The organism is Streptomyces rapamycinicus NRRL 5491, from assembly GCF_024298965.1.
Lineage (GTDB): Bacteria > Actinomycetota > Actinomycetes > Streptomycetales > Streptomycetaceae > Streptomyces > Streptomyces rapamycinicus.
The window spans coordinates 10405861-10421972 of sequence record NZ_CP085193.1 but is presented as its reverse complement, the minus strand read 5'-3'; the positions used below and the strand labels follow the sequence as shown (position 1 = coordinate 10421972).

The following is a 16112-nucleotide window of genomic DNA, read 5'->3' as shown; positions in this document are numbered from 1 at the left end:
GCCGCCGCACACCACCGGCACTCCGTATGCTCACAGCATGATCGATGTGCCGCTCTCCGCGCTGGAAGTCGCCATGGTCCAAGCTGGTACGCGAGCCGTGGACACACTGCGTGACACCACCGCCTTCGCCCAGCGTCTCGACGCCCTCGGCTACCGCCGACTCTGGTACGCCGAGCACCACCACTCCCCCGCCATCGGCGCGTTCCCGCCCGTGGTCCTGACCGCCCACGCGGCCGCGTCGACCTCGGCCATCCGCCTGGGCTCCGGAGGTGTACTGGCCCCCAACCACGCCCCCATCATGCTGGCGGAGCAGTTCGGCACCCTCGCCGCACTGCACCCCGACCGGATCGACCTGGGCATCGGCCGCGGTCCCGGCACCTTCGACGAGGCCACGGCCCGGGCGCTGCGGCGTGGCGCCGGTCCGACGACGGACGACGAGTACCTGGACGATGTGGCGGCGACGCTACGGTTCCTGGTCGAGGAGGTCGCGCTCGGCACACTCCCGGAGCCGTGGCTGCTGGCCTCCAGCGACGCCGGTGCGGCGCTCGCCGCGCGGCTGGGCCTGCCCATGGCGTTCGCCCATCACATCCGCCCCGACAACACCCTCGCCGCGCTCGACCACTACCGTGCGCACTTCTCCCCCTCCCCGTGGTGCGAGAGCCCCCGTGTGCTGGTGTGCGTGGAAACCATCTGCGCCGAGACCGAGGACGAGGCCAGGTGGCTGGCGGGCCCGATGAACGTCGTCAAGGCCGGGCTCCTCAAGGGCCACAGCGAGTTCCCGTTCCCCTCGCCCGAAGAGGCGGCGGCGCATCCGTTCACCGCGGAGGAGCGGGCGGGGGTCGAGGCGTTCGGGGCCCATCAGGCGTACGGCACGCCCGAGACCGTCCTGCGCCGGCTGGCGGAGGTGGCGAAGGCGACCGGCGCGGAGGAGCTGATGCTGGTCACACCGGTCTACGCGCCGGCCGCGCGGCTGCGCAGTTACGAACTCGTCAAACAGCACGCCGCCACGCCGTAGGCGACTCACAAGAATCACACAAAGCCGCCTCCTACGGTTCGCGGCGACGTAGACGCACAACTCGTAGGAGGTTGCGCCATGTTCGGCAGTCGCCGTCCACGTGTCCTCGCCGCCCTGTGTGCGGCCCTGGCCATCTCGATGTTGGCCTCGTGTGACAGAGGGGTGAACACGGCCGAAGGTGCCACCTCTGACACCGACGCCTCGGCTTCCGGCAAGAAGCCCAACATCGTGTACGTCCTCACCGACGACCTGTCATGGAATCTTGTGAAGTACATGCCGCATGTACAGGAGATGCAGAAGAAGGGGATGACCTTCGGTAACTTCTTCGCCACCGACTCGCTGTGCTGCCCGTCGCGCACATCCATTCTCACCGGTCAATTCCCGCACAACACCGGTGTCTTCACCAACAACGGCGACGACGGCGGCTACCGCGCCTTTCTGAAGAACGACAACGAAAAGAAGACCTTCGGGCCCGCGATGCAACGCGCCGGCTATCGCACCGGATTCATGGGCAAGTACCTCAACGGATACCAGCCGGGCGACAAGAACGGCACCGACAAGCCCTATGTGCCCGCCGGCTGGGACGAGTGGGACGTCGCCGGGGAGGGCTACCATGAGTACAACTACGAGCTGAACGAGAACGGCAAGGTCGTGCCCTATGGAAAGGCTCCCCAGGACTATCTGACGGACGTCCTGTCGAAGAAGGCCACCTCGTTCGTCGGCTCCTCGGCGGAAGAGAAGAAGCCGTTCATGCTGGAGGTGGCCACGTTCGCACCGCACGGCCCCTACACGCCCGCGCCGCGCCACAAGGGCAAGTTCCCGGGGCTCAAGGCTCCGCAGACCGATGCCTATGACAAGGCGACCGTTAACGCGCCGGAATGGCAGCGCTCATTGTCACCGCTGACGTCGAAGGAAAAGCAGGGGATCGACCGGAATTTCGCCAAGCGAGCGCGCTCGGTCCAGGCGGTCGACGAAATGATCGGTCAGCTGGAGAAGACGCTCGAGGACAAGGGCCTGGCGGACAACACCTATATCGTGTTCGGGTCGGACAACGGCTTCCACATGGGCGAACACCGGCTCCGCACCGGAAAGCAGACCGCGTACGACACCGATATCAACGTGCCGCTGATGGTCACCGGACCCGATGTTCCGGCGGGCAAGAAGGTGTCCCAGCTCGCCGAGAACGTCGACCTCAACCCGACCTTCCAGGACCTCGCGGGCGTGGATTCGCCGTCGGGCGTGGACGGGCGCAGCCTCAACGACCTGATGCACGGCCGGACCAAGGACGAGTGGCGCGATGCCGTCCTGGTCGAGCACCATAAGGCGGCGTCCAAGAAGGGCGATCCCGACGCGGCGCCCAAGAACGCGGGCGATCCACCGACCTACGCGGCGATGCGGACCGATGACTCCCTCTATGTCGAATACATCGATGGAGAGCGGGAGTTCTACGATCTGGACTCCGACCCCGAGCAGCTGACCAACCGGGAGGCGTCCCTCTCGGCCGAACAACGGGCCGCCCTGCACCGCACCCTCACCGCGCTCCAGAAGTGCAAGGGCGCGGAAAGCTGCCAGGACGCGTCCCGGACCGAGAGCAACAGCGACAGCGGCAGCTAGTGGCATGGCTCGGATCCTTGGTCGGGTAATTGATCTTCCGTTCGTTGCGCGGCAGGCTGCTTCCACGTTGTGATGGTGGAGGTGGTCGTGGGACGTCGTCCGGGGGTGTTCGTCCGGCCGGTAAGCATGGAGGAAGGGCGTCGGCTGCAGCGGATCAGCCGGACCGCGAAGGATGCGGTGCGGCTGCGGCGGGCGATCGTGGTGATGATGTCCGCGCAGGGGCAGTCGGTTCCGGACATCACCTCGTTGATGCAGGTCAGCGCCGACTATGTGCGAGACGTCATCCACGCCTTCAACGAGCGGGGGTTCGAGGCGCTGGACCCAAAATGGAGCGGGGGTCGCCCCAGGATGATCAGCGGCCAGGTGCGTGAGCACATCTGCCTGATCGCCCGGACGTCCCCCGCCGACTGGAAGATCTCCGCGTTCTCCACCTGGAGCCTGACCAAGCTCGCCGATCCTGGCGCTCTACGACTCCCCGCCGACCGACGGCCGGGTGGTCTGTGTGGACGAGTTCGGGCCGCTCAACCTCATGCCCCGCAAAGGCAAGGCATGGCGCCCGCACCGCTCACCACGTCGTCTGCGGGCCACCTACAACCGCTACGACGGCGTGATGCACATGCTTGCCGTCCTCGACCTGGCCACCGGCAAGATGTACTACCGCATCCGGCCCCGCAAACGGTGGTGCGAGTTCCTGTCCCTACTCAAGTCCCTGCGCATCCGCTGGCCCGGCGAGAAGCTCTACGTCGTCCTGGACAACTTCTCCCCTCACAAGCACCCGAACGTCCGCGCGTGGGCCGCGGCGAACGACATCGAGCTGGTCTTCCTGCCGACCTACGGATCGTGGCTGAACTGGATCGAGTCCGAGTTCGCCGCCCTGCGCTACTTCGCCCTCAACGGCACCGACCACCGCAGCCATGGCGAACAGAACGCCGCCATCGGCGCCTACGTGCGCTGGCGAAATGCCCGCGCCGAACCGAAGACCAGCTTCGCCCCCGACTCACCCATCCGCACCTGGACCGAGTACCCGGCCAAGGCTGCCTGACGGTCCGCTACCCTTCCGTCGGCTGTTGCCGGGGCGGTCCGGCGGGTAACCCGGGCGCTGCGGCCCGTCGGGCGCCGGCGCGGTCTCCGGCTCGCCCATCCCGTCCGGGCTGACCCCCACCACCCCGTCCCTCGGTTCCCTGACAGGCAGCTCACCAGGGAACCGGGCCGTGCTCGTCGAAGAAGCCGCCGGTCGGCCCGTCATCGGGCAGCGTGGCGAGCCGGACGACCACGGCCGCGCCGTCGGCCGCGGTGCGGGTGAGGCCGGGGAACGCGGTGGTGAAGTCGGTCGCACACGGCCCCGGATCGGCGGCGTTGACCAGGATGTTGCGGCTGCGCAGTTCCTTGGCGTACTGCACGGTCAGCGAGTTGAGTGCGGTCTTGGACGGGACGTACGCGGCCAACGGGGGCCGGGTTGTGAAGTAGTCCTCGGGATCGGTCATCCGGGCGATGGAGCCCAGTCCACTGCTGACATTGACGATCCGGGCGGCGGGGGAGCGGGCGAGCAGCGGCAGCATCGTGGTGGTCACGCTGATCACGCCGAACACGTTGGTCTCGAACACCTCGCGTACAGCGGGCAGTTCGACACTGCCAGGGCTCTGGGCGGCGAGGTCGCCAGAGATGCCGGCGTTGTTGACCAGGATGTCCAGCCGGCCAACGCGCTCCTCGATCCAGCGGGCGGCGGAAAGGACGCTGGCGCGGTCGGTGACGTCCAGGGTGACCGGGTACACCCGCGGGCCCAGGTCGGCTGCGGCTGCCGCACCGCGGTCCGGGTCGCGCGAGGCCAGCAGGACGTTCGTGCCGAGCGAGGCGAGCCGGGCTACGACCTCGCGCCCGATGCCCTTGTTGGCACCGGTGACCAGGGAAGTTGTGGTTTCTGTCATGCGTTCAGCCCACCACGGGGGCGGCCGGGAGTTCCAACACCGATCAGGTACGCAGCGATACCGTGTGGGTATGGAAAGACTGGAGGTCCGCGAGCTCGTCTACTTCACCGCTGTCGCCGAGGAACTGCACTTCGGTCGGGCGGCCGCCCGGCTAGGGATGACCCAACCGCCGCTCTCCCGCGCCATTCAGCAGCTCGAACGACGGCTGGGCGTGGCCCTGTTGGAACGTGGCAGTCGCCGGGTCGCACTGACCGAGGCGGGGGCCGTCCTGCTCCGCGAGAGCCGTACGGTGCTCGACGCCGCGTCGGCCGCGGCGCGCCGCACCCGGCGGGCCGGCCGCGCCGACCCGCGTCTGGTCCTGGTCATCAAGCCGGGCGGCGACGGTGGCCTGCTGCCCGCGATCCTCGACGCCTATCAGGCTGAGCCGGGTGCGCTGCCGGTCGAGCTGGTGTGCAGCTTCGGCGAGCGTGAGATCCTCCTGCGGGAGGGTCGTGCCGACGCCGCCCTGCTTCACCGCCCCCACCACGACCTCACCGGCCTGGACACCCAGGACCTCCTGACCGAGACTCAACTTCTCGTGATGCCGCGTTCGCATCGCCTCGCGGGCCGTACCCGGGTCTGCCTGAACGACCTCGCCGGGGAGCCCCTGCCGCGCTGGCCGGGCGCATCTGAGGGTGGCTCACACGGACCCGAGGTCCACGACCTTGGGCAGCTTCTCCACCTCATCGCCTTGCGCCGCATGGTCGCCGTCCTCCCCTCCTCCATCCGCGACCAGCTCCGCGACGACCTGGTCGCTGTCCCAGTCGATGATGCCGAGCCCACCACGCTCGTCCTCGCCTGGCCCGAGCACGCCACCTCCCCAGCCCTGGCCGCCTTCGTCCGCGCGGCCGCCGCCGTGGCGGGCAAGGCGACGGGCCACGGCGGGTAGAGCGGGGAGACACGCGGGGTGGGAGGCGCCCTCGCCCATGCTCGCAGGCGTGCGAACACTCCAGGACGCCCTCACGGCCACCGTCGAGATCACGCCTGGAGGCAGAATGACGGGCACCGGACGGCGAACCAATTACGCGGTCGACAATCCGAGCCAAGCCACTAGCGCCACCCCCGGCGTGGCGGACCCTCAACGGCCCGCCACGCCGGGGCATATGAACTCCACCCGGACCTCGTCGGCCAGCTTCAGCGCGCCCAGGAACGCGGTGTACGGCTTGATTCCCCAGGTGGACTGCGTGAGGGACGCCGAGCCGCGCAGCGTTCCGTCCGGCTCGGCGCTCCCGTGCACCGTCACCGGGTGGGACCGGCCCTTGATGGTGAGGTCGCCCATGACCTCGAACGACTGCGGCGTACCGGTGACGCGGGTGGAGCGGAAGGTGATCGTGGGGTGCTCCGCGGTGTGCAGTTGCCCCTTGCCCTCCAGCGTCCGTTTGATGTCTGCCCGGTCGCCCTCGGTGAGTGGCTTCAGCCCGCCGGTCCCCTCCCGTACGTCCAACGAGTCCGTCTCGACCGTCACGCTCACCGACGACCGCTCAGGGGCGTCGGTGACAACCGCCACCTCCCCGGACCAGCGGGTGGCCTCGAGCGTCAGATCGTGCCCCGCCCTCCGGCCGAGCCCGGTACGGCTGGTCCTGATCAGCAGCCGGGCCTCCGGCGGGCCTATCCGATACGTTCCGTCGCTCAGCGTCATAGCACTCACCTCAGGGTGCGAGAGCCGGGATGATACCGCCCGCGAGCACGGCCTCCCGCTGCCGGGGCGAGAGGCGGTGGCGGACGGTGTACTCCTCGTCCCGGGTCGCGTTGCGGACCCGGAGGGCCGGTTCGCCGCCCGGGGCGAGGGCCTCGCGCAGACCGGACATGTGCAGCCGGTCGTCGGGGCCGATGCGGTCGTAGTCCGCGGGATCCTCGAATTCGAGTGGCAGCACACCGAAGTTGACCAGGTTCTGCCAGTGGATGCGGGCGTAGGACTTGGCGATGACGGCTCGCAGGCCGAGGTAGCGCGGGGCGATGGCGGCGTGTTCGCGGGACGAGCCCTGTCCGTAGTTCGCACCGGCCACGATGAGGTGCCCGGTGTCCTCCCGGACCGCCTCGGCGCGCCGCGGGTAGTCGGGGTCCAGCCGGATGAGGGTGAATCCCGCCAGCTTGGGGATGTTGGAGCGGTAGGGCAGGGCGTTCGCCCCGGCCGGGGAGATCTCGTCGGTCGAGACGTCGTCACCGGCCTTGAGGAGTACGGGGCCGTGAATGCTGTCCGGCAGGGGATCCAGCTCCGGCAGCGCGGAGATGTTGGGGCCGCGTACCAGCCGGACGCGTGCGGCCTCGTCCGGTGGCAGCGGTGGTTCCAGCATGGCGTCGTTGTTCGACGGCGGGTCGGGCGCCTCCGGCGTGGGAGGGGCCGCCGCCGAGACGCGCTCGGCCCAGTCGCGCGGATCCGCGATGGCACCGGTCAGCGCGGAGGCCGTGGCGGTCTCCGGTGAGCACAGCCACACCGCGTCGTCCGCGGTGCCGGAGCGACCGGGGAAGTTGCGCGGGAAGGTGCGCAGGGAGTTGCTTCCGGTGGCCGGGGCCTGTCCCATGCCGATGCAGCCCAGACAGCCCGACTGGTGGATGCGGGCACCGGCGGCGATCAGGTCGAACGTCGCACCGCGGCGCGTCAGGTCCTGGAGGATCTCGCGGGATGTCGGGTTGATGTCGAAGCTCACCCCGGCCGGGACCTGCCGTCCCGCCACCATGGCGGCCGGGACGGCGAAGTCGCGGAATCCGGGGTTCGCGGAGGAGCCGATGACGGCCTGGGCGATGGGCTCCCCGGCGGCCTCCCTGACCGGCACGACGTTTCCCGGTGAGGTGGGCCGTGCGATGAGCGGCTCCAGTGACGACAGGTCGATCTCCTCGTCGAGGTCGTAGGACGCGTCCTCGTCCGCGGTGATCTCGACGAAGTCAGCGCCGCGCCCCACCCCGTCGAGGAAGCCGCGCACCGCCCCGTCCGAGGGGAAGACGGTGGTGGTGGCGCCGAGTTCCGCTCCCATGTTCGCGATGACATGGCGGTCCATCGCGGTGAGGGAGGCCAGACCGGGGCCGTGGTACTCCAGGACACGGTGGACGCCTCCCTGCACTCCGTGACGGCGCAGCAGCTCCAGGATCACGTCCTTGGCGCTGACCCACGGAGGCAGTTCCCCGGTCAGCCGGATGCCCCAGACCTTCGGCATGGTGAGGTGGAGCGGCCGTCCGGCCATGGCGAGCGCCACTTCCAGGCCGCCGGTGCCGATCGCCAGCATGCCCAGGGAACCGGCCGCGCAGGTGTGTGAGTCGGAACCGGCCAGGGTTTTGCCGGGGGCGCCGAAGTGGTGCATATGGGTCGGGTGGGAGACGCCGTTGCCGGGTTTGGAGAACCACAGGCCGAAGCGGCGGGCGGCCGAGCGCAGGAAGAGGTGGTCCTCGGCGTTGCGCTCGTCGGCCTGGAGGATGTTGTGGTCGACGTACTGGACGCTGGCCTCGGTACGGACCCGGTCCAGGGCCAGCGCTTCCAGCTCCTGCATCACCAGCGTGCCGGTGGCGTCCTGCGTCAGCGTCTGGTCCACCCGCAGCGCGATCTCCTCCCCCGGCTCCATCCGGCCGGACAACAGATGATCATCGATGAGCCGCTGGGTCACGGTGCCGTGCGCACGGGCACGGGGCAGATCCATGTGCCACCGCCTTTCCGGGCCGGAGCGTCCGGAACCTCCGGGCGCCCCACGCCGGGTACCCGGTCCACGCCGCGTCATCTTTTTTTCCTGGCTCTTGACGAAAATCGGAGGGCGTCCGCATGCTGTGCCCATGCCAACCAGCTCCGAGAACAGGTTGCCCATCCACAGACGCACATTGCTGGCCGGAGTCGCGGGTTCCCTGGGCGTGGCGGCGGGACTGCCCGCGGCCGCCGCCCAGGCATCGCCCCCGGAGGCCGCCGCGCCGCGGCGCTACCCGTCGAACTGGCCCGAACCCAACCCCTACGGCCTCGCGGACACCCGCCCGGACCTGTGGCCGCGCAAGGACAACTCCTTCATCCTCCCGCTCGAGCCGCGCCCCCGCGACCGGGCGCGCGGCGTGGTCTGGATGCGGGACACCTACGTCAACTGTTTCGTCGTGGACGGCCGTCCGGTCTACGTGGCCACGGGCACCACCCGCGTGCCCGGGCTCACCGCCGCCGGCCCCTGGAACGACGGCATCTTCGTATGGGTGGCCCCCTCCCTGCGGGGCCCCTGGAAGCTGGTCGACACGACCGGCATCCGGCCCGGCGCCGAGCGGGGCAAGGTGTGGTCGCCCGAATTCGCCGGTGAGAACCGGCCCGGACGCACCGTCGTCGCCCCGTGGCAGGAGTTCTGGTACGACGAGCGGTTCGGCAAGCGTGGCAATGTCTGGGCCCCCGAGCTGCACTACTTCCGCGGCACCTGGTACATCGTCGCGTGCATGGGCGACCACTCCCGGAAGGTCGGGTCGTTCCTGCTGGTGAGCGAGGGCGGGATCGAGGGCCCGTACCGGCTCATCGAGGGCAATCACGACAAGCCCTTCGGCGAACCGCTCATCGGGGGGCCGGATTTCATCGAGCCCGGCGCGTACCACCACATCGACGGCAGCCTCTTCTCCGAGGGCGACGACGCGTGGCTCGTGCTGCACAACAACCTGTACGCGAGGTTCCGGGACGACATGGAGGACATCGTCCCGACGAGTAACCTCCCGGCGTTCCGGCAGCGGCCCTACTCCCCCGAGCCGTACCTCGAAGGTGCGTACGTGTTCAAGTACGAGGGCGCGTACTACCTCCTCCAGGCCGCGTGGAACCGGACGTCGGCCAATCCCGACGGCAGCACCCGCTACGCCTACGACCCGCCCGGTCCGGGCCGTGTCCAGTACCACTACGACGCCGTCATCGCCGTCTCGGACCGCTTCGAGGGGCCGTACTCCAAGCGATGGACCGCGGGGGTCGGCGCCGGCCACAACAACGTCTTCGAGGACCACGGCGGCGGCCTGTGGGCCACGTTCTTCCGCAATCCGAACTTCGGCTACTGGTCCGACCCGTCGCGCATCGCCGACGCCGCCGTGCCCGGTGTCGTCCGGCTGGAGTGGACCGGCCCGGAGGGCCGCCGGCTGTACGTCCGGCGCCGCCGGTGGTGAACGGCGGGCCCGTCGCCGGGGTGGAGGGGCCCCGGCGACGGGCGCCGGGCGGTCAGGGAGCGGCGGCGGGCCGTCGAGTTCGACGATGATCCGGACGCCGCCCGGGCGGGACCAGCACGGTCAGCTCCCGTTCCCGCGCCACGCGCGCCAGCAGCCGCATGACCTGGGCCGAGGACTCGGGGTCGAGGGAGGCCACCGGTCCCGCACCGCCCGGGGGTAGCTGAGCAGCCCCGGCCGGGGCCCGCGCAGCGACCCGAGGGCGCCGGTGCACGCGTTCTCCAGGACGCTGAGCCTGCCGACCAGGTGGAACTGCTGGAAGACGAAGCCGATCCGGCGGCGCAGCGCGGACCGGTCGGCCCGGGCCGGCGCGGTGCCGAGGACAGTGCCGTCGCCGGAGGTCGGTGCCTGGAGCCCGTCGAGCAGGGAGAGCAGCGTCGACTTGCCGGAGACGGACAGTCCCAGCAGGGCCACGACCTCGCCGGGCCGCACCTCGAACGACACCTCGTCCAGGGCGAGCAGGGAGTCGGCGCCGCTGCCGAACCGCTTCGTCAGACCGTCCAGCCGGATCACCGGTTCGCCGGGGCAGGCCGGGGGCCGGTGGCGGCGGCGTTGACGGCGGTCGGGGCCGGGGCCGGGGCCGTCACGAGCCGTCCTTGCACTGCGCGTCCCTGGTGGCGTCGCAGACCGCGCGGACGCTGTCGTAGTCGGAGTGCTTCACCGCGACGAAGCCCCAGTTGTCGTCGATCTCGCAGCCGTCGCCGGAGCAGTAGCCCTTGCTTGCCGGTCGCGGCCTCCAGCAGCTTGACGATCGGGGCGTACTGCTGGGCGAGCGAGGTGGAGTTCTCCGACGGGATCGCCGCGACCACCAGAGCGGCAGCAGCGCGGCAGCGACAACCCGGGGGCGGCCCTGGCATCCGGGTTCGGTGTGCTCGTCAGCGCCCGTCGCCGTCGCCGGATTCGCCCGTGGTGTCGCCGGCGGCGTCGTTCGTGTCGTCCTCGCCCTCCTCCAGCAGGCCCGCCGCCGCGCCCACCACGCGCGGGTCGGGGGTGCCGACGATCTCCTCGTCCTTGTCGGAGTAGTCGAAACGGGCGAGCACACTGCGCATGGCCTCCACGCGCGCCCGCTTCTTGTCGTTGCTCTTGACCACCGTCCAGGGGGCGTACTCCGTGTCCGTCTCGCGGAACATCGCGACCTTCGCGGCGGTGTAGTCGTCCCAGCGGGCCAGCGAGGCGAGGTCCATCGGGCTGAGCTTCCACTGCCGTACGGGGTCCACCTGGCGGATCGTGAAGCGGGTGCGCTGCTCGCTCTGGGACACCGAGAACCAGAACTTCACCAGGTCCACGCCGTCGTCCACGAGCATCCGCTCGAAGAGCGGCGCCTGGCGCGTGAAGCGCCGGTACTCGTCCTTCGAGCAGAAGCCCATGACCCGCTCGACGCCGGCCCGGTTGTACCAGCTGCGGTCGAAGAGCACGATCTCTCCCGCGGCCGGGAACTGCTCGACATAGCGCTGGAAGTACCACTGGCCACGTTCGCGCTCGGTCGGCTTCTCCAGCGCCACGACCCGCGCGCCACGCGGGTTGAGGTGTTCGGTGAAGCGCTTGATGGTGCCGCCCTTCCCGGCCGCGTCCCGGCCCTCGAAGACGATGACGAGCCGGCGTCCGGTCTCCTTGATCCAGCGCTGCAGCTTCAGCAGTTCTATCTGCTGGAGCCGCTTGTGCCACTCGTACTCCTTGCGCTCCATGCGGTGCGCGTAGGGATAGTTCTCCCGCCAGGTGTCGACCGGGCTTCCGTCCGGCCGGATGAGCACGGGGTCGTCGTGGTCGCTGTAGTCGACAGTCAGGTCGGCCAGCTCGGACAGCAAGGGCGGCGTTGTCATGCGGTCCTGCCTTTCCGTTCTCAGTGGAACTGCGGCACGATCAGATAGATCCCGTAGGCCACCACCGCCGCGCACGCCACGAAGCACAGTCCGGCCTGGGTGAGGCCCAGGGGCGAGCCGGTGCCGTTCTCCTCACGGGCCGCCTCCACGCGGGCGACGCCCAGGACGCCGAGGGCGAAGACGGTGACCACGGCGACGGTGACGCCGATGCTCACCGCGGTGACCTGGCCGAGTGCGGTCCAGTCGAGATGCATCGTTTTGACTCTCCGGAAATCGAGGACTTATGCGGCCGTGCCGACCTCGGCCGGCGGCTCGTTGCGGATGGTGACCTCGTGTGCGTCGTTGACGTTCTTCGCGTCCACGGGGTTACGGCGGGAGAGGAGCACGATGCCCCCGGCGAGGGCCGCGCCGATCAGCGCGACGACCGCCGCGCCGATGTTTCCGCCGTTCGTGACCACGCTCGCGGAGACGCCGCCGACCAGCGCGGCGGCGGGCAGGGTGACCATCCAGGCGATCACCATGCGGCCCGCGACGCCCCAGCGCACCTCCGCCAGCCGTCGGCCGAGGCCCGCGCCGAGGATGCTGCCGGAGGCCACCTGGGTGGTGGACAGGGCGAAGCCGAGGTGGGCGGAGGTGAGGATGACGGTCGTGGAGGCGGTCTCGGCGGCGAAGCCCTGCGGGGACTGGATCTCGGTCAGGCCCTTGCCCATGGTGCGGATGATCCGCCAGCCGCCCAGGTAGGTGCCGAGGCCGATGGCGAGACCCGCGGAGGCGATCACCCACAGCGGCGGACCGGCGTCGTGGCCGAGGGCGCCCGTCGAGATCAGGGTCAGCGTGATGACGCCCATGGTCTTCTGCGCGTCGTTGGTGCCGTGGGCGAGCGAGACGAGCGAGGCCGATCCGATCTGACCGGCCCGGAAGCCCTTGGTCACGGACTTCTCACGGGCCCGGTCGGTGAACCGGTACGCGAGGTAGGTGGCCAGCAGCGCGGCGATACCGGCCACGACCGGCGAGGCCACCGCCGGTATCAGCACCTTCTCGACAACCTTGTCGAAGTGCACACCGTGCGAGCCCGCACCGACCCACACTGCCCCGATCAACCCGCCGAACAGGGCGTGCGACGAGCTCGACGGCAGCCCGACCAGCCAGGTCAGCAGATTCCAGAGGATCGCCCCGACCAGCCCCGCGAAGATCATGCCTGGGGTGACCAGGGAGTCGTCCACGATGCCACCGGAGATGGTCTTGGCGACCTCGGTGGACAGGAAGGCACCGACGATATTGAGGATCCCGCTCACCAGAACCGCGGTTCTGGGGGTGAGCGCGCCGGTGGCGATGGAGGTCGCCATCGCGTTGGCCGTGTCATGGAATCCGTTGGTGAAGTCGAAGGCGAGCGCCGTGACGATGACGACCGCCACCAGGAAGGTGATGTGGTCCATTCCTGCATGCAAACAAGCCCAGGCCAATGCCCGGCGAACTCGAGGCAAAGGCAGTACAAGGACGACGCGGGCAGGTCGTGGGAATCGTTGTCAGCGCGGCACAACCCTGGTGGATCACCTGCTTCACCCGGTCGGACCCTGCCGCGCGGCCGCGCGCCACGGGTCCGGCGAACGTTGAGGGGCCACAGCCCTCAAGGGAAGCGAGGACACCATGGCGGCGTCTCCGGCTCTCGGCTCCGGACGCGGACGCCTCCGGGCACACGGACGTCTCCGGGCACGCGCCGTGGCGGCCGGGTGTGCCCTTGTGGTGTGCGGGGCGGTGGCGGCCCCGGCCGCGGCGGAGGACGATGCGGCGGGCCGTAAGCCCACGGTGGTCCTGATCCACGGCGCGTTCGCGGACGGCTCCAGCTGGAACGGTGTCATCGAACGGCTGGAGCGCCGCGGCTACCCCGTCTTCGCCCCCGCCAACCCGCTGCGCGGCCTCGCCACCGACTCCGCCTACATCGCCTCCGTCCTGGACAGCGTCAAGGGCCCGATCGTGCTGGTGGGCCACTCCTACGGCGGCGCGGTCATCAGCACGGCCGCGGCGGGGAACTCCCGGGTGAGGTCGCTGGTGTACGTGTCCGCCCTGATGCCCGACAAGGGGGAGAGCGGGCAGTCGCTGGCCGCCCGGTTCCCCAGCGAACTCGCCACCGCCACCAAGGCGGTGCCCTACCGGGCCGGTGGCGGTGTGCGGGGCACGGACCTCTACCTCAAGCGGGACAAGCTCCACCGGGTCTTCGCCGCCGACCTGCCGGCCAGTACGGCGAAGCTGCTGGCGGTGACCCAACGGCCCGCCGCGACGGCCACGTTCTCGGAGAAGGCCAAGGTGGCGGCGTGGCGGCAGATCCCGTCATGGTTCCTCGTCGCCCGGCAGGACAAGACCATCAACCCCCGGCAGGAGCGCTTCGAGGCCAAGCGCGCCCACTCGCACACCGTGGAGATCAACTCCTCCCACGTGGCCATGATCGCCCACCCCCAGGCGGTCACCGACCTCATCATCAAGGCCGCCACCGCGACCGGTTCGGCCCGGCCGTCGCCCGCGGCCAACCCCTCCGGCTCCCGCGCCCGGGCGGAGTCCCGGCCCGCCGACGCGGCCGCCGCATGGGTGACCGCGGGTGCGGCGGCGCTGCTCCTGGGCGGTGGCGCCCTCCTCGTCGGCCGCCGTCGACGCCGGCGCCCGCGCTGACCGACCGCCGACCGACCGCCGACCGATTGCCGACCGCTGTCCGGCGAGGGGGCGCGAATCCTCTACAGCCATCCCCGTTCGCGGGCGATCCGCGCCGCCACATGGCGGTTCTCCGCGCCGAGTTTGGCCGCGGCGGCGGACAGATAGTTGCGCACCGTCCCGGGCGACAGCGCCGCGCGGGACGCGATCTCCGCCACCGGTGCCCCGTCCTCGGCCAGCGACAGCATTTCCGCCTCGCGGGGAGTGAGGGGCGACTCTCCCGCGGCGATCGCGTCCGCCGCCAGTTCGTGGTCCACGTAGCGGCCGTCCGTGTGCACCGTACGGATGATCTCGGCCAGTCGCCGTGCGGACACCGTCTTCGGCACGAAGCCGCGCACACCCGCCGCCAGCGCCTGCTTCAGCGCCCCGGCCCCGGCGTGGCTGGTGACGATCATCGAGGCGCACTCCGGCACCTCGTCGCGCAGCCGCGCCGCCACCGACACCCCGTCCCGTCCGGGCATCCGCATGTCCAGCACGGCCACGTCGGGGCGGTGTGCCCGGGCCATGGCCAGCGCCTCGTCGCCCGTTCCGGCCTCCGCCACCACGGTGATGTCGTCCTCCAGCGCCAGGAGGGAGGCGAGCGCACCCCGGATGAGGTGTTCGTCGTCCGCCAGCAGAACCCTGATCATGCGCCCGCCTCCCACGGAATCCTCGCGGTCAGGCGGAAGATCCCGTCCGGGCGCCGTTCGGTGGCCAGGGTGCCGTCCACCTCGGCCAGGCGCTCGCGCAGCCCCGGCAGGCCGCTGCCGGTGTCCGGTCGGGGGTCCGTGTCCGCCCCGTCGTTCTCCATCAGCACTGCCACCGAGCCCGCGGCCGTGGCGCGCACCGACACCTCGCAGCGGGACGCGCCCTGTGCGTGGCGGAGCACGTTCGTCGTCCCCTCGCGGACCACCCAGCCGAGCGCCGTCTGCGTCCGCGCGGGCAGCCGCGCCGCCGGGCCGTTCTCGATCCGGCAGTCGATCCCGGCCGCTTCGAGCACGGACCGGGCCCCGGCGAGTTCGGCGTGCAGATCGGCGGTGCGGTAGCCGCGTACCACCGCGCGGATCTCCCGCTGTGACTCCTGCGCGATCCGCTGCACCTCCTCCATCTGGGCCACCGCCTCCTCCCGGCCCCGCCGGGCCAGCTCCACCGCGAGCTCGCTCTTCAGCGCCACCACGGCGAGGTTGCGGCCCAGCACATCGTGCAGATCGCGGCCGAAGCGCAGCCGCTCCTCCGCCACGGCGAGGCGGGCCTGCGTCGCCCGCGCCCTGGCCAGCTCCTCGATCAGCCGCACGCTCCACCCCGAGACCCGTAGCGCGGTGGCCATGAACGGAACCATGAGCAAGGTGGCGCCGATCACGAGGGCCAGCGGCTCGCCCGACAGCCCGCTGGCCGCCGCCGCGCCGAGCGCCGCCACCGGCACCGCTGCCACCAGCGCCGCCCCGGCGCGGCGCGGCAGCGCCAGCATCGGCGGGCCGGCGTAGTACATCAGCAGCCAGACCAGGTACGCGGCCAGGTTCCCGTCATGGATGCGTCCGGCGGCCAGCAGCGCACACCCCAGGGCGGCCATGACCACGGTGACGGCGGCGTACAGCGCGACCAGCAGGACCGGGCGCGGTCCGGCGCCGAGGTAGTGGAGGAGGGCGGCGCGGGAGAGCAGCCCCTGGACGGCGACGTGCACCGCGCCCACGCCCGCCACCAGGGCCAGCCCGAGCGTGCCGGCCTCCGTCGTCGCGATCCAGAACACCCACAGCGCCGCCTCGGTGGCGGCGAGGAAGACGACGGTGGCGACGGTGTAGCGGCGGTAGCGCTCGGGGCCGTCCGGGCTCCCGAGCCGCTCCACCCAGTCGTCCACGCTCATGCTCATCG

General features: G+C 70.7%; 15 protein-coding genes and 1 pseudogene. 7 read left to right on the top strand and 9 right to left on the bottom strand.

Features of this window, described 5'->3' with window-relative positions:
• Positions 1-37 precede the first annotated feature (37 nt).
• The 4 genes and pseudogenes from LIV37_RS43280 to LIV37_RS43265 all read left to right on the top strand — a co-directional run bounded on the left by LIV37_RS43280 (position 38) and on the right by LIV37_RS43265 (position 3671).
• The gene (locus LIV37_RS43280; RefSeq protein ID WP_121823831.1) at positions 38-1015 is read left to right on the top strand and encodes an LLM class flavin-dependent oxidoreductase; all 978 of its coding nucleotides are present in this window, start codon (positions 38-40) and stop codon (positions 1013-1015) included.
• 78 nt (positions 1016-1093) lie between these two features.
• Complete coding sequence (locus LIV37_RS43275) at positions 1094-2629, top strand: sulfatase family protein (RefSeq protein WP_020873397.1); 1536 nt, start codon at positions 1094-1096, stop codon at positions 2627-2629.
• A 72-nt stretch (positions 2630-2701) separates the two neighbouring features.
• Positions 2702-3073 (top strand): annotated as a pseudogene (locus LIV37_RS52250) (helix-turn-helix domain-containing protein); the annotation flags it as partial.
• Between the two features lie 10 nt (positions 3074-3083).
• Positions 3084-3671: an IS630 family transposase gene (locus LIV37_RS43265; protein WP_420834394.1), complete on the top strand. Its 588-nt coding sequence runs from the start codon at positions 3084-3086 to the stop codon at positions 3669-3671.
• A gap of 151 nt (positions 3672-3822) precedes the next feature.
• On the opposite strand, the gene LIV37_RS43260 is transcribed toward LIV37_RS43265, so the two are convergent.
• Entirely contained in the window at positions 3823-4554 is a 732-nt protein-coding gene (locus tag LIV37_RS43260; protein WP_020873394.1) for an SDR family oxidoreductase, read from the bottom strand.
• A gap of 70 nt (positions 4555-4624) precedes the next feature.
• Here LIV37_RS43260 and LIV37_RS43255 point away from each other — a divergent pair, with 70 nt between their 5' ends.
• Entirely contained in the window at positions 4625-5482 is an 858-nt protein-coding gene (locus tag LIV37_RS43255; protein ID WP_020873393.1) for a LysR family transcriptional regulator, read from the top strand.
• Positions 5483-5671: 189 nt separating this feature from the next.
• Here LIV37_RS43255 and LIV37_RS43250 read toward each other — a convergent pair whose 3' ends face one another.
• Together LIV37_RS43250 and LIV37_RS43245 are read right to left on the bottom strand one after the other, a co-directional pair.
• Entirely contained in the window at positions 5672-6232 is a 561-nt protein-coding gene (locus LIV37_RS43250) for a YceI family protein (protein ID WP_020873392.1), read from the bottom strand.
• A gap of 10 nt (positions 6233-6242) precedes the next feature.
• Positions 6243-8222 (bottom strand): aconitate hydratase, encoded by a 1980-nt coding sequence (locus LIV37_RS43245; RefSeq protein WP_020873391.1) that lies wholly within the window; start codon positions 8220-8222, stop codon positions 6243-6245.
• A gap of 130 nt (positions 8223-8352) precedes the next feature.
• Between LIV37_RS43245 and LIV37_RS43240 the strand changes: the two genes are divergently transcribed.
• Positions 8353-9684: a family 43 glycosylhydrolase gene (locus tag LIV37_RS43240; protein ID WP_121823832.1), complete on the top strand. Its 1332-nt coding sequence runs from the start codon at positions 8353-8355 to the stop codon at positions 9682-9684.
• A 120-nt stretch (positions 9685-9804) separates the two neighbouring features.
• Here LIV37_RS43240 and LIV37_RS43235 read toward each other — a convergent pair whose 3' ends face one another.
• The 4 genes from LIV37_RS43235 to LIV37_RS43220 form a co-directional block, all read right to left on the bottom strand.
• Positions 9805-10254 carry an ATP-binding cassette domain-containing protein gene (locus LIV37_RS43235; protein ID WP_243146049.1) on the bottom strand — a complete coding sequence of 150 codons (450 nt, stop codon included), beginning with the start codon at positions 10252-10254 and terminating at the stop codon, positions 9805-9807.
• A gap of 362 nt (positions 10255-10616) precedes the next feature.
• The gene (gene ppk2, locus LIV37_RS43230; protein ID WP_254807151.1) at positions 10617-11561 is read right to left on the bottom strand and encodes a polyphosphate kinase 2; all 945 of its coding nucleotides are present in this window, start codon (positions 11559-11561) and stop codon (positions 10617-10619) included.
• A gap of 20 nt (positions 11562-11581) precedes the next feature.
• Complete coding sequence (locus tag LIV37_RS43225) at positions 11582-11815, bottom strand: hypothetical protein (RefSeq protein WP_020873388.1); 234 nt, start codon at positions 11813-11815, stop codon at positions 11582-11584.
• Positions 11816-11842: 27 nt separating this feature from the next.
• On the bottom strand, positions 11843-12997 hold the full coding sequence (locus tag LIV37_RS43220; RefSeq protein ID WP_020873387.1) for an inorganic phosphate transporter: 1155 nt from the start codon (positions 12995-12997) through the stop codon (positions 11843-11845).
• Between the two features lie 319 nt (positions 12998-13316).
• Between LIV37_RS43220 and LIV37_RS43215 the strand changes: the two genes are divergently transcribed.
• Positions 13317-14225 (top strand): alpha/beta fold hydrolase, encoded by a 909-nt coding sequence (locus LIV37_RS43215; protein WP_020873386.1) that lies wholly within the window; start codon positions 13317-13319, stop codon positions 14223-14225.
• 62 nt (positions 14226-14287) lie between these two features.
• On the opposite strand, the gene LIV37_RS43210 is transcribed toward LIV37_RS43215, so the two are convergent.
• Positions 14288-14893 carry a response regulator transcription factor gene (locus LIV37_RS43210; RefSeq protein ID WP_121824937.1) on the bottom strand — a complete coding sequence of 202 codons (606 nt, stop codon included), beginning with the start codon at positions 14891-14893 and terminating at the stop codon, positions 14288-14290.
• Positions 14890-16110 carry a sensor histidine kinase gene (locus LIV37_RS43205; RefSeq protein WP_121824938.1) on the bottom strand — a complete coding sequence of 407 codons (1221 nt, stop codon included), beginning with the start codon at positions 16108-16110 and terminating at the stop codon, positions 14890-14892. The genes LIV37_RS43210 and LIV37_RS43205 overlap by 4 nt, the downstream gene beginning before the upstream one ends.
• Between the last annotated feature and the right edge of the window lie 2 nt (positions 16111-16112).